Origin of the sequence: Pseudomonas sp. Seg1, from assembly GCF_018326005.1 — a bacterium.
Classification (GTDB): Bacteria; Pseudomonadota; Gammaproteobacteria; order Pseudomonadales; family Pseudomonadaceae; genus Aquipseudomonas.
In genome coordinates this window covers 6,586,932-6,600,549 of the sequence record NZ_AP021903.1, presented here as the reverse complement: position 1 = coordinate 6,600,549, position 13,618 = coordinate 6,586,932, and the positions used below count along the sequence as shown (strand labels likewise).

Below are 13,618 nucleotides of genomic sequence, written 5' to 3'. Positions count from 1 at the left end.
GCTGCCACGTAATTTAGGTAGTTCGGTTAGCCAGATGAGCCAGGTTCAATCGTCACCTCGCAAGCCAGTGCGCTCGAAGGTTGTTACACAGGAAAAGGTAGATAAACGGATAGCCGCCGGCGATGGCCAAGGGGTCAGAGATGAGTATGTTCCTTGGATCAAGGTACGGGCGTTTGCATCCCGTGGAACCTCGCACATTGTTCCAGGAGTGAAGGTCCATCGAGCTCACCACCTGCTGTCGAACGCGGAATACCACTATCACGTAATACTGGAGCATGACCGGTCAATCATCGACATTCGGGAACAGTTTCCTCTACTACCAGCCGCTGAAACCCAAGCAATCGCTTCGAGCTTGAGTGTGCGGCCACCTGTTTACCCTGGGACTACTGTTCCGCTTGTGCTAACGACTGACTTCTTAATCACTCAAGTGGATAGCTCTGGTAAGGAGCGGCTGGTCGCGAGATCAATGAAATATGCAAGTGAGATCGAGGATGCCTCAAAAGCCGAGCAGGATAGATTGCTCGAAAAACTCGAGATCGAGCGCATTTTCTGGGCCAGAAGGAATATTGAGTGGAAGCTGGTTCTCTATGAACGCCTCTCGCAGATCAGAATAAAAAACCTATTAATTCTTCGAAGCTATGCGCTCATCTCGTCGGCACTTATGTCCGAGAAAAACATTATTCGTATGTTAGAGGCGATCTCTATGGTGAAGACCGGTGAGATACCTCTGAAGACCCTTCTGCTTAAAATCGCAAAACGTCTTTATATGGAATACATGGGTGTGAAGGGGCTATTTTTCCATTTGATATGGGTCGGAAGGCTAAAGGTCGACCTGAATTCAATGCTCATTGAGTTATCAAAGCCTTTGTATGTAGAGCCAGTGGGCTTGTTCGAGCTCTCGACGGGTGAGGTATCCCTTCATGCTTAAGTTCGCCATGAACGCAATCATTTCTCCCGGAGAGGGATCCCTTTTACTCGAATCGCCGGTGAGGGTTCTTGGGTTTAAGGGAGATCAGGTTGTTGTTATCGAACTATCGGTTAATGCACGAAAACCTTGGATACTCGATAAGCAATCGCTTGCGGATGAAATCAAAGGTGGAGCTGCTGTACTCAATGTGGAGCTACCCCTTAATTTTATGGTTCGTCTCGAAAATGAGATGAGCGACAGAGAAAAGAAAAGTCGCGAGAACAGCTGGAATTTGATCAAGGATATGGTCGAGGGCAGCTCCCCTGTAGATATCCTGGTCGACAGCTTCGGAGCGGATGTTAAAAAACATGCTGACAAGATGGGCGTTGATAGGAAACAAATCTACCGATTGCTGTTTAGGTATTGGAGCATGGGGCAGGTAAAAAACGCTTTCCTCTGGAATACAGCCAAATGTGGCGGACGAGGTAAATCTAAAAATAGGGAGTCCGGTATTACGCCAGGACGACCACCAAAATATCGCGGTGTCATTTTAGAGGATGGCGCGGTTCTCCTGACTGAGCACCACTTGTCCGCTATCAAATTGGCGTATAGCCGTTATGCAAGCGGTAAATGCGGAACGATCGGGGACTGCTTTTCTTGGATGTTGAACCGGTTCTACCGGACGGTCGCTGCCGATGGTTCCAAAGGTGATGTCGTAAAGGGTAGCCACCCCACGATTGGACAACTCACCTATAACGGGAAGAAATTCTATGACGCGTTGTATGTGCTGAAGGGGCGCCGTGGCGGGATTCGTTGGAATAAAGATTACAGACCAATCTCTGGGGAAGCCTCACAGAACCTCTCTGGTCCATGCCATCGGTACGAGATCGACTCAACCATCGCGGATGTTTATCTCGTTCACCGAGTGAATAGAAACTGGCTGATTGGGCGCCCGGTGTTGTACGTGGTTGTTGATAGCTTCACGCGGATGATTGTTGGTATACACGTTGGCCTTGAAGGACCTAGCTGGAACGGGGCAAGGCATGCGTTGTTCAACGCGTATACACCCAAAAAAGAATTCTGTAAGCGATATGGAATTGAGGTGGAGGAGTCCGAGTGGCCCTGCTCTCATTTGCCTATCGAATTGACTGCAGACCGGGCAGAGCTGCTCAGTGAAGCTGGTGAGGTCATGTGTAATACCTTGGGCACCGTTCTTAATATCCCACCGCCCTATAGGCCAGACTGGAAAGGTATAGTCGAAAGTCGTTTTCGATTGATCAACGAAAAATTGGATCTAAAGTTTATCCCCGGTGGAGTGGATGCTCGGCGCCTGGAACGGGGTGACAGGGACTATGAACTCGACGCAATTCTAGATCTCGATGAATTCACTCAAATGATCATCGCGGGAGTATTGGCTCACAACAAAAGCTTGCAGCTCCCTCATCTACTGACGCCGGCGATGATGGCGGACGACCTTGAGCCTACTCCGATCAACATTTGGTGTTGGGCAATGGACCATAATATGGTGAATACCAAGGTCGTAACGCCGGCGGAGCTGAAGATCGCGCTGCTGCCCTCCAAGGAATGCCGCATTACTCGCGCTGGTATTCAATTCCAGGGTGTTATCTACACCTGCGAATTAGCTCAGCGGGAGAATTGGCTTGCTCACTCGCATAATTTCCAAAGCCGGTATGTACGTGTCTGGTATGACCCGAATTCAATTGAAAACTGCTGGGTAAAAAATGGCGCTGAGTTTCAGCCAATGACCATTGTTCCTCATCAGGCGAACAAATATGCCGGTTATCGAATGGAGGAGGTCATCGATTTCCTCAACATTACTCGACAGGTTTCCCCAGATTCAAAACATGAGGCGTTAAATGACGCCGCTCAGCTGAAGGATCTCCAAGAGAGTATCGTCAATGGTGCGAAAGCCAAGAAGGATAAAGCCGGCTCTCCGAAATCTAAGGCGGATTTCAAAAGCAGAAAGCAGGAAAAGCGTAGTACTGAAATTCAGATTGAGCGGGATAACCTTACGGCTGATTTGAATCAGCTTCGCGGTGTGGAAAACTCTCCACCGCTCGCGGAACGCCGGGGGCATATTCACAGCAAGACTGGTTCAGCAAGGAGTGCGGCTTTTCTCAAGTTGGTCGTCAGTGAGGCTCAGGAGGTGGACCAATGAACACCCCATCTTTTGCTAAGGCCGTCTACGTAAAGACCGAGATGCAGCAGTACGATGGCAATCCATTGATTGAGTGCCTTCCGACAATTCTTACCGATATCGATGTGGTCCGAAGCATAGGTAATCTGCCACCCAAGCCAACTGCCGCGGAGCTTGAACTTAGTCCAAAACTCCGCGGGCACGGTGTAAATAGGTTGAAGGACGTAGTGATCCCGCTCGATATTCATCTTGAGCTCGAGGATTGCTTTAGCCAACTGATCCGTTATGGATACACCGCGCGAAACCCGTTCAGTGCGGAAACGGTCAGGTATCGTCAGCCTTCCTCAAACGACATGCGCCGTGGGGGGTTCAAGTCTTCTGCAAACATCATGACGCTGATAGGTCTGAGCGGAATGGGTAAGACGACAGCCCTAGACGCGATAACCAGGCTCTATCCGCAGGTTCTGAGTCATAAAAAGTACGGGCAGAAGGTGTTTATTCAGACTCAGGTGGTTTGGCTGAAGATAGAGTGTCCCCATGATGGGTCATTGCGCGGTTTTTGCGCCGCCTTCTTCGCATCCCTAGACAATGCCCTGGGCATTGAAAAGTATTCATCGTTAAGTGTGAGTCGAATCAGCGTAAGCGTGATGCTCCAGCACATAAGCCAACTGTGCAAAGCCTATTTCATTGGGGCTTTGATCATTGATGAGATGCAGCATCTGAATTCCTCGCGTGGAGGGGCTGACAGGGAAAAACTGCTTAATTTCTTCGTGACGCTTTCTAATGATGCAGGTATTCCACTGGTGTATGTTGGTACGAACGCAATGCTGCCTCTCTTTTCCGGTGTGCTGCGAAATGCCAGGCGAGCTGTCGGAATGGGTGAGATCACCTTTGATCGGTTTAGCGAGGATGATCCGTTCTGGGAACATCTTGTCAGTCGCCTGTGGGAATATGATTGGACTGGGTCTGCAACGCCCTTGGACGACAAACTCCAGTGGAAAATATATGAACTCACTCAGGGCAACACAGACTTTCTCGTTAAGCTGTTGATGCTTGCACAGCGTCACATGATATCGGAGGAGCTTGAGGTCATCACTTCGCAGGTATTGCAGCACGTCTACGATAATCAGATGAGGATGCTTCATAAACCGATCGAGGCACTGCGCAGTGGTGATCCACTCCAGATCGCAGACTTCGAGGATATGATGCCTACGAAGGATCAGATTGCGCAGATGCTTAATCATGACTTGGCTCGGCGAGCTAAGCGTGCGGATCTTGCGTTGATTTTACGAGGCATGCCCGACCCCCCTGAAACCCAGGCAAGAAAACCAGCCGGCAAACCAGTAGCTCGAGTGGTCACTGGCGATCTCAAGAACGTTCATTTGGATCAGAACGAGGATGTCCAAGCAGAGCTTTTGAAGCGTGGCTGGATCGATGAGGAACCAGTCTGGTGAGTATCCCTAACGGGAGGGCGTATGGATGGATCGTCTGTTCTTGTTCCCAGAACCGTTTCCTGATGAGTCTCTGTATAGCCTAGCGGTTCGCTATCATCGATTGGTCTCCAATAAGAGCTATCGACAAACCAGCCAAGAGTTGTTCGGTACCTACTCAAGAACCTGCGGATCGGTGCTTCCCTGCTGTCTAGGGGCCTTATCGCAGCGATTGGAGGGGCAATATTCAGTTCGCGAGCTTATCGAAACTCGTACGTTGTTGCCGCTATATAGGCCATTTCTTAGCGAACAAGTGTACGAGTCAGCAATCCTGTGTATGCAAGGTACAAATGGCACAGGGCTGAAGATGAGCCTAGGGATGACGGCCTCTGGACTGCTAAAGCATGCATCATTCCGTTACTGTGAAGCGTGTATGCACCATGATTCTAATGTTTTCGGTATGCCCTATTGGCATCGTATTCACATGGCTGCAGGAGTTTGCATCTGTCCAACTCATGGCAATGTACTTCTAGGTATGAGCTTCCCTGAAGGCGCAGATTGGCGTTCTATGTTCCTCCCTGGTGAGTTTGCCAGTGAGCCTGTCTTGAGAACGCCATCTTTGGACGCCGCATTTGCTGTGGCAAAAATGCAGTTCTGGGGGCTGCAAAATCCACAACAAGCATGTGATCTAGTGGATGGTGAGTTCCTCCGGTGGCGTCTTACTGAAATGGGCATGGTCCATCGAGGCCGACTAAGAGAACTCGCGATAAGAAAATTCTTGGAGCCCAGACTCGATTTTTCCACAAAAGAAGTTGAGTATCAGTCGGTCACCAAAGGTTTTGAATGGATAATGTGTTTGCTTCGTCGTAATAGGTGGACCATTCAGCCATTTAGATATTATTTTCTCAGCTGGTTACTTGGATCTAGTGTAAGTGATCTGAGTGCCTTTCAATGTCGAGCTTTTTATTATTCACCCAAAGCTGTTTCAGCCGTAACGCATGTGTATAGACCAGATAAGAAAATGGTAGTCGCACGTCGCCGGGAATTTAAACGGGATATCAGTAAAAAATGTCACGATAAGTCTGGGTATTATTGGTTGCATCGTCATGATCGTGAATGGCTAAATAAATATGTGAAAAAAAATACATTTATTAGGATTAGAGACAGCTCTATTAAATGGTCGGTTCAAGATGCTCGGTTGGCGAAAGAACTTTTAGGTGCGCGGGATAAAATTTTTAATATTAAGGGAAAACCAACTAAAATAACAAAATCTGCGTTACTGAGAAGAGTTTCGTTAAAGTATAGATTTTTACGGGATTTTTCAATGTTTACAGAAAGTTCTCGGATATTGGGCGAGCTTCTCGAAACAGAACACGATTTTCAAATCCGTAAATTGCATTGGGCGATAACAAATTTCTCGATATCCGGGCAATCTGCGGCGAGTGTCATAATGCGCTTTGCCGGAATACGTATTAGGCTAGTGTCTCAATCAGAGTTAGATAGATTGTTTCTAGCCCGGTAGCATTTCAAAGGTCATTGAGTTTTTTGATTGTTTCAGTCGTTAGGCGGTGGGAGAATGGATCTCAGTAAAATACTTACTGGTTGCATATTTTGCGAGCGTACTAAAGGTTCCGCTGCAATCATGAAAGGGCGGTTATCTTAGACAGTCTTTCATAAGCTGAGAGAATTTTTCGCTTAGAAGTGCCAAAATTGCGCCGCCAAAAAAATGTCTTAAATATTTTGGTGGTGCCGATTGAAAGTTATCGGGAAAAATGCCATATCACTCTTTGCCATCACTATTGAGAGTGCGGATGAAAATGGCTAGGAATTATGAAAAGTATGTAGATGACGTAACAGAAGATATTAAGACCTGTATTGGCGACATGGCTTGCCAGCCCATATTGTTCGTAGGGTCGGGTTTTACGAAACGGTATCTGGCTGGCCCCAACTGGGAGGAGCTGCTCAAGGATCTTGCTGGTCGGTGTCCTGAGATCCGACAGTTTGCTTACTACAAGCAACGTTATCCTGACTTTGTAGATATCGGTACGCAATTCTCTGAAAAATACAACGATTGGGCTTGGGGAGCGGGTGAAGATCAGTTTCCAAAAGAACTCTACGACGAAACTAGCTCTCCACAGATCTACATCAAGCACACAGTCTCACAGATTTTCACGCAACTGCTTGCCAACGGCGATCACGAGCTCGCTGAAGAGATTGAACTGCTAAAGAAAATTCGCCCGCATTCTGTGATTACCACTAACTACGACCAGCTTCTCGAGCGATTTTTCCCTGAATACGAGCCCATCATTGGCCAGAGGATTCTCTATGCCAATCATTCGAGTATTGGTGAGATTTTCAAGATTCATGGATGTGCCTCTCAACCCGAAAGCATTGTGCTCACCCGGGCAGACTACGAGGAGTTTGTGAAGCGTAAGAAATACCTGTCCGCAAAGCTTCTAGCGTTCTTCGCTGAGCACCCACTAGTGTTCATAGGTTACCGAGCCGAAGATCCGAATATCAAAATTATTCTCGCCGACATCGACGAAATCCTTTCCGAGGAAGGCAAGCTAATCCCTAATATCTACATTCTGGAATGGGACGACCGGGATATGTCGGAAGAGTATCCGCGTCGCGAGCGCCTCATACCCGTATCCGATCACCGTAGCGTGATAATCAAAAGTATCGTTGCCAAGGATTTTAGCTGGGTCTACTCGGCATTCAGCGCTAACGAAGCGCTGCAGAACGTGAACCCTCGGCTATTGAGGGCGTTGCTAGCACGTACCTACCAGCTCGTGAGAACCGATATTCCTAGGAACCCTATCCAGGTGGATTACGGGGTTCTTGCGAATGTAACTGAGGCCGATGGAGAGTTGGCCAAGCTTTACGGCATTGCAGATGGTGCCGACGGACTGGCATTCAATCTAAATTTTCCGTACACACTTACGACCGCAGGCCAGGCAATGGGTTACAAATACTGGCATGCGTGCGACCGGCTTATCACAACGATCGCTGAAACGACCGGTGTCGACATCAAAAGCTTCGACAACAAGTATCACTGCGCGATTATGAACGGCGCTGAGGTGCAGTCACATCGATACTCGGATGCGCTAATGGAGCTGCTGGAAAAAGTGAGATTAGGTGAGGAATACGCTCCAGAAGTGATACGGGAGGCTGAATTGAAGGGGCACCGACTTTAGGTAGGGCACCTCTAAACCTGGCGCAGTGCGGCAGGTTGGCCTTAAATTTATTCGAGATTTTGGAAATGCGGCGCGATATCATTATGCTGCTATATTAAAAAGTAGCCTGTCACGTCCATTAGCGGACGTTGCCTGCAAGTCAAAGCCGAAATATGGATATTTCAATGCGATCCCTAGCCCCATCGCGACCCTACGCCCCTTTTCGTTTTACCCAGACTCTGCACGCTATTTATTCGAGCGAGCATGATGGTGCGCGCGATCAATTTGGACTTAAGAGCTCCTTATGAATTATTTCACTGAAACGGCCGCGAACATCCTAGGTAACAACAAACTCCGTACGCCTCAAATTGAGGCGTACATAAAAGCGCAGGAGCACTTTGGCACCTCTCCCGAGGTAGACGCCTTAATCGTTTTACCTACGGGAACGGGCAAGACTGGTTTGATTTCCATCGTGCCGTTCGGCTTGGCAAACGGGCGGGTTCTGATCATTACCCCTGGGCTTGTGACGAAGCAAAGTATCCGGAAGACCCAAGAGGCGCTTGAGGACAATTTCTGGATCAATTTTGATGTCATTTTTAGCGCAGATGACTTGCCCATCACCTGTGAATATAACTCTGAAACGCTAATGACAAGTCTCGTGCAAAGTCATTTCGTGTACTCCAACATCCAACAAATCCATAGTGATCGCAGCACGGCCCTCACTAACCGCGTGCCGAGCGATTTCTTTGACCTAATCATCATCGATGAAGCTCACCACGCGCCTGCAGAAACGTGGCAGAAGACACTGAATCACTTCTCCAAGGCGAAGAAACTTTTTGTCACGGGAACCCCGTTCCGCGGTGACAAGCAGGAAGTGCCAGGGAAGCTTATCCATGAAACGCCGCTCTCAGAAGTAATGAGAGATCGGTATGTGAAATGGCTTCGGAAAGAGACCGTGAACGCCCACGAGCTCTACTTCACGCTCGCAGAAGAGCCTGGGGTTCGATTCTCCAAGGACCAGGTATTGGCCTTCAGAGATCGTGAGTGGGTCGAGCGAAGTGTCGCCCTATCTAAAGAGTGCTCGCTAGACGTCATCGATCAAAGCATTAATAACCTTAACGAACTGAGAAAGGCCTCTCCAAAAGTCCCTCACAAGATTCTCGCAGTTGGCTGCAGCATCACACATGCTGAGGATCTTCGAACTTGGTATCAGTCTAAGAACCTTACCACTGCCATTGTTCACAGTGACATGGAACAAGGTGATATCGAGTCAGCGTTCAGGGTGATCGACAACCATCAATGCGATGTAGTCATCTCTGTGAACATGCTGATGGAAGGCTACGATCACCGGTACTTAACGGTGCTCGCTTTGTTTCGTCCCTACCGCAGCATCAACGCCTTCGCCCAAATCGTAGGTCGTGTTTTGCGGGCAATCCCGGAAGAAGAAATTACCGCTTTCGAGATTGATAACAATGCCGTGGTGATTTATCACGAAGAAAGCGGCCTTGACGCAATGTGGAGCGCATTTCAGAAAGAAGTCGATCGGGCTAAGCATCAACGCACAAAAGAATACGCAATAACTGACGAGGAATACGTCAGGAAGGAACAGGCATTGGCGGGTGTTTCCTCATCCTCAGCTTTCGTGAGTGACCAGGACTCATACCTGGAAGACCTCGACTTCAACAAGATCTTTTCCGCAAAGAGAGCCGAGATTGACTCTATCGCGACCCAAAAAGTCCAAGCGCTGCCCGGCATTGAGGGCTACGATGATGACGTATTGGCACAATTGAAGAATGTCTTCATCAGCGCTGAAACGAAGAAAGCTGCCCAGATCATCGATCCGAATCTGGTTGCCAAAAGGCCAGAGATTGCTCGTAGACAGCTCCGCGAAATACTGACCAAAAAAGCTCAGGATGAGGTCGCTACATTGCTCAGCGACTTAGGTATCGACGAAAAAGCTTCGACCCTTTATCCGAAATTCAGGAACCTTCTGCCCGTAGCCAAGGTGAATATGCCTAATGACGGTATACTGGTGAGCTTTATCAACGCAAAGCTCGCGAAGAAATTCGGGAAGGTTGCTGAACGCGACAACAGCTCACTCTCCAAGTCAATCGAGCACGTGGAGGTGATCATGGTAGAACTTAGAGGTATGCTGAAATGAGTCTTGAATCCATCAAATTGCTTGTTGACGAGCTCACGACTCTCCACGTAACTCGTGGTGTTCAGCCTAGCGAGCTCGTCGACAATATCTTTGAAGACGACTACGTTGAATCCGCTTCTCGAAAAACTCAGAGCGGTATCGTCTTCGAAATCACCTTTCTGGAAACAGACGATGACGGCTGCGCAAGCAAGGTGACTATGAGGTATACCTACGATCAGCGTCGTTACCTCGTCCTCGTTGAACAGAAGGTTGCAGCGAAGAAATTCTGCGTTCAGTGGGATCGTGCCGTAGCGATCCATGATCGTGTAACGAAGCTTGAGGCGTCTCTGAACGGGAAGCTGCCCAAGTATCAGGTCCAAGAAATCCTCTCAACTATCCCAGTAGATTTCGCGAAGAATTTCCCGCAACTAAAGCTCGCGGCTTAATAACATATCTCGCCGCTCGATCATTTATTGATCGCTTTCACAGAGTTTCCCTCATCTGAAGCTAGGATCAATCCAGTGACGCGTATGGGGGAAATTGCTCAGCCCTGTGTACAAACAGAATCTGCTGCATTCAGCTTAGAGATCAGTATGATGTCCAAATCGGTGCGTAGCCTACGGCGGGCCCCCACTAACACATCGACCGTATTTTTTAGTCTCAAATAAGCAGGCGAGGGTGAGGGAAACACCCAAAGTTGTTCTGACACAGCTTGTCTTTGATCACTCCCGCTACCTTGCTGAACGGGAAGATCTCTATAGGTGGCGTCATAGCACAACGGTTTGCGCCAGTAACCCACCCAATGCCATTGGCCATCATTCGATGCGTGTTTCAATCAAAACGGCGCTTCGAAAGCTTCACCGCGATTTTCCCGTCCTTCAACCGTTTTACATTGGCACTTGCCGATTGCACCGGGTGGGGCCTCTAAGCACCCGTGAAATATCTGCCATCCTAGTCAGTGAATAGATGAACTAGGCTTCCTGAATGACTTCCAAGGACGATTTCCATGCCTGATAACGCTAACTGCAGGATCGCCACCGCAGATGCCCTGACATTGCTTCTGCACAATCAGCACGCACTGGGTGCGGCGATTGAGGAAATCACCAAATGGCTTTCGGAGAATGGCGTAGGCAGCGTTGCAGTCAACGCTGTCGTGGCGATGGAAACATTGGACGCCAATGCAAAAGCGATTACCAATGCGATTACGCAACTACGGCAGTCGTAATGAATCAAGATTAGGACCTTTATAAAAAATGACTGAAGTTTTAGGGGCTCCGCCGCCGATCGCCATTGGATTTAGGCAGGTACAGTGGCATGAGCATCTGCAGCATCCAGCAGTCGCTTTAGGGCTTGAAAGCCATCGTCATTAGTGATCAGGAAGTTAATTAGATCTTCAGCAACGAATCTGAATGCCTCATCAATCTTGAAGGTTTTGAATAGCTTAGATGCCAGCAGCATCCCTGCTGTGTTAAGTAACCCCTGATCGTCCTTGCTGATCAATTGCGGAAAGAATGTCGATACCACCGCTGTGCTCAACGGCCTTATGTCCAGAGAGATCGCGCAATATTCCCAATGCCAAACTCCTTTTGTTGGGCAAAAGGTTGGGCCGTCATCATTAAGCATATAGTTCCAGCGATCGCTTTCCCACATCCACTGAGGAGGCTTTAGTAGATAGGGGGCAGCTTCTTCCGAATAGACTGTGACCTCGTGATTGCGTCCATTACCCCAGATTGTTAAGGGACGCTGCCCCAAATAGTTCTCGGCACGCTCTCGTAGCTCAAATCCGGCCATCTGCTCATTGATACCTGATTGCACTGCTGCTTGGCTATAACCTTCAGCTAGGCCAACTACCGTCACCCCGATGTCAATATTCCGCTGCAATAACGGCTGTAGGTCGAGGTAAATGCGTTTGGTCAAAGGGGCAGGTAACTCCTCAACACAATCTGCTTCAAGGATTAGTGGGATAACCCTCACGCCTGGTTGATCAACAATGTGAGCCAACATCTGCAGCTCGCGAGACAAGCCTGAATCTTCTTTTTTTGCTGAGCGCAGGTAATCCTGATCACAGAGGCATAAAACCGTTATTGGTCGCTTGGCGAGCTGTTTGGAGATAGCAACGTCTGGCAGTTCTCCATAACTGATGTTGTCTCGATCCCAGAATACGTCATGGCTCCAATTCAAACAGGAGACAATATGTTGGCGTACCCATTCCTTGTTCTCGAATCCCGCTCCCCAGGCATAGGAGATGAAGATAGAGCTCCGGTTTTCTTCAACTGTCATATCTGTTCGCCTTTAATATTGACCCGGAGCATTTGGCCGCTTACTCGGAAACGGTTATATAGCCATCGCTTAGTAACCAGAAGTGCTGCAATCTTTGATGCTACTGCTTGATGTCTTGGCATCCCTGATGTCGCCTTCTGCTGTAAAAGATGAAGGGATGCTAGACTCCTTGCGAGGTCTAGAACCCCTAACCTTGCACCACCACAGTCCTGTCCAGTCAAGACTCGACCCTCAGCTGGTTCAGGACTTTATTTTTGAGGGCATCGAGGTGGGTGGATTAGCACTCGATGCCCCTCACTCTTCTCCTCTCTATCCGCATACACGGCCTCCTGTAGCATGTCTTTACCCATCGTTGCTCCACCACAGTCTTAGCCGGTCAACATTCGACCCTCAGCCGGTCTAAGACTTTTACTTCTGGGGCACCGAGGTCGGTGAACTCAATGCCCCGCACTCTTCTATGCATTTTCCTTTGATCTCCTGGTGCGTTTGGATTTGGTGGGTGGAATTGGCGGCGGAGGAGGCGGTGGAGATGTGCTTGATGTCTGCTTGGCGGCCTCCTCGGCCGCAGCAACTTTTGCCTTTTCTGCGTCATTTACCGCTGTCCAATAGGCGTGGACTGCTTCGATATCCCCATACGCACCGATCTCTGGCAGTCGCTCGATGAAGCGGCTATACAGCCCATCCTGAATTTTTCCACCACTGCGCATCCACTCGACAGCAGCATTAGGATTGGTGAGCATCACGTAGTGGAATTCACCTGAAGCACCTGGTTTGGTGGTAATGAACTGCAGCTCCCGAAGCTTTTTCATCCGTCGGCGCCAGGTGTCCACGGCCCGTTCCCCGAGGAATCCCGCTTCTGCTGCAAAAGTGCTGGGATTCTCGATCGTGATGACCGGGTGATCGGGCATGCGCGCCCAAAGACAAAACAGCACGTGGCCGGCAGGCTGTCCCTTCGATTGAGCGTCGATAATCTGCATAGCAATGGGCAGGGTTCGAGGAATCGTGCTGAAGCCGTCGTGAGTTTTGCGTGTCCATTTCCACGCTTCGGGAATATTCGGGAAATGGACCAGCATCAGTTGCTGAGCACGTTCCGCCATGGTTAGGCGGCGTTTTGCTGACTGTTTCGCATTGGCCATTGTGCAGCCCCTGTCTGATTTCTGTTGAGTCCAGTGTCCCGGCAACCGATGACGATGACAAACCGTCATTACGTGCTCATATCACGCATTTTCATGCATGTGAATGAACGATACAGACCACTCAAATGCCTGATATGAGGCTAGATCAAGTTATCGAATTGCGCGATATCGCGCAGAAGATGTTTATAACTGATTGAAATATATATTTTTTATTTAGCCTTTCGGTGCTCGCTGTGCTGAACGTACTCGGCGTGCTCGATGTCCTCACGGTGCTGCTGGGTGTAGGGTGTGGGAAGAGGGGCAAGGTGAAGTGGATATCTCCTATTTTTTCGCACCTGAGGGCTCGCGCATCTTCAACATTTTTTGCGAACCTTGTAGTCGGAGACTTTTC

General features: G+C 49.0%; 10 protein-coding genes. 8 read left to right on the top strand and 2 right to left on the bottom strand.

Features of this window, described 5'->3' with window-relative positions; all coding sequences use genetic code 11:
* Positions 1 to 34: 34 nt before the first annotated feature.
* The 8 genes from KI231_RS29775 (at position 35) to KI231_RS29740 (ending at position 11,036) form a co-directional block, all read left to right on the top strand.
* Positions 35 to 928 carry a TnsA endonuclease N-terminal domain-containing protein gene (locus KI231_RS29775; RefSeq protein ID WP_213027082.1) on the top strand — a complete coding sequence of 298 codons (894 nt, stop codon included), beginning with the start codon at positions 35 to 37 and terminating at the stop codon, positions 926 to 928.
* On the top strand, positions 921 to 3,086 hold the full coding sequence (locus tag KI231_RS29770) for a TnsB C-terminal domain-containing protein (protein WP_213027081.1): 2,166 nt from the start codon (positions 921 to 923) through the stop codon (positions 3,084 to 3,086). Before KI231_RS29775 ends, KI231_RS29770 begins: the two co-directional genes overlap by 8 nt.
* On the top strand, positions 3,083 to 4,519 hold the full coding sequence (locus KI231_RS29765) for an ATP-binding protein (protein ID WP_213027080.1): 1,437 nt from the start codon (positions 3,083 to 3,085) through the stop codon (positions 4,517 to 4,519). The genes KI231_RS29770 and KI231_RS29765 overlap by 4 nt, the downstream gene beginning before the upstream one ends.
* A 25-nt stretch (positions 4,520 to 4,544) precedes the next feature.
* A complete protein-coding gene (locus KI231_RS29760; RefSeq protein WP_213027079.1) occupies positions 4,545 to 6,017 on the top strand; it encodes a TnsD family Tn7-like transposition protein in 1,473 nt (490 codons plus the stop codon).
* A gap of 289 nt (positions 6,018 to 6,306) precedes the next feature.
* Entirely contained in the window at positions 6,307 to 7,692 is a 1,386-nt protein-coding gene (locus KI231_RS29755) for an SIR2 family protein (protein ID WP_213027078.1), read from the top strand.
* Between the two features lie 283 nt (positions 7,693 to 7,975).
* A complete protein-coding gene (locus tag KI231_RS29750) occupies positions 7,976 to 9,832 on the top strand; it encodes a DEAD/DEAH box helicase (protein ID WP_213027077.1) in 1,857 nt (618 codons plus the stop codon).
* Positions 9,829 to 10,257 carry a hypothetical protein gene (locus KI231_RS29745; protein ID WP_213027076.1) on the top strand — a complete coding sequence of 143 codons (429 nt, stop codon included), beginning with the start codon at positions 9,829 to 9,831 and terminating at the stop codon, positions 10,255 to 10,257. Before KI231_RS29750 ends, KI231_RS29745 begins: the two co-directional genes overlap by 4 nt.
* 560 nt (positions 10,258 to 10,817) lie before the next feature.
* Positions 10,818 to 11,036 carry a hypothetical protein gene (locus KI231_RS29740; RefSeq protein ID WP_213027075.1) on the top strand — a complete coding sequence of 73 codons (219 nt, stop codon included), beginning with the start codon at positions 10,818 to 10,820 and terminating at the stop codon, positions 11,034 to 11,036.
* A gap of 71 nt (positions 11,037 to 11,107) precedes the next feature.
* Here KI231_RS29740 and KI231_RS29735 read toward each other — a convergent pair whose 3' ends face one another.
* Positions 11,108 to 12,091 (bottom strand): toll/interleukin-1 receptor domain-containing protein, encoded by a 984-nt coding sequence (locus tag KI231_RS29735; RefSeq protein ID WP_213027074.1) that lies wholly within the window; start codon positions 12,089 to 12,091, stop codon positions 11,108 to 11,110.
* A gap of 455 nt (positions 12,092 to 12,546) precedes the next feature.
* Entirely contained in the window at positions 12,547 to 13,227 is a 681-nt protein-coding gene (locus KI231_RS29730) for a hypothetical protein (protein ID WP_213027073.1), read from the bottom strand.
* Between the last annotated feature and the right edge of the window lie 391 nt (positions 13,228 to 13,618).

Coding starts and splice junctions, on each gene's coding strand:
- KI231_RS29760 (WP_213027079.1), top strand. CDS start 4,545: ATGGATCGTCTGTTCTTGTTCCCAGAACCGTTTCCTGATGAGTCTCTG.
- KI231_RS29735 (WP_213027074.1), bottom strand. CDS start 12,091: ATGACAGTTGAAGAAAACCGGAGCTCTATCTTCATCTCCTATGCCTGG.
- KI231_RS29765 (WP_213027080.1), top strand. CDS start 3,083: ATGAACACCCCATCTTTTGCTAAGGCCGTCTACGTAAAGACCGAGATG.
- KI231_RS29745 (WP_213027076.1), top strand. CDS start 9,829: ATGAGTCTTGAATCCATCAAATTGCTTGTTGACGAGCTCACGACTCTC.
- KI231_RS29740 (WP_213027075.1), top strand. CDS start 10,818: ATGCCTGATAACGCTAACTGCAGGATCGCCACCGCAGATGCCCTGACA.
- KI231_RS29750 (WP_213027077.1), top strand. CDS start 7,976: ATGAATTATTTCACTGAAACGGCCGCGAACATCCTAGGTAACAACAAA.
- KI231_RS29755 (WP_213027078.1), top strand. CDS start 6,307: ATGAAAATGGCTAGGAATTATGAAAAGTATGTAGATGACGTAACAGAA.
- KI231_RS29770 (WP_213027081.1), top strand. CDS start 921: ATGCTTAAGTTCGCCATGAACGCAATCATTTCTCCCGGAGAGGGATCC.
- KI231_RS29775 (WP_213027082.1), top strand. CDS start 35: ATGAGCCAGGTTCAATCGTCACCTCGCAAGCCAGTGCGCTCGAAGGTT.
- KI231_RS29730 (WP_213027073.1), bottom strand. CDS start 13,227: ATGGCCAATGCGAAACAGTCAGCAAAACGCCGCCTAACCATGGCGGAA.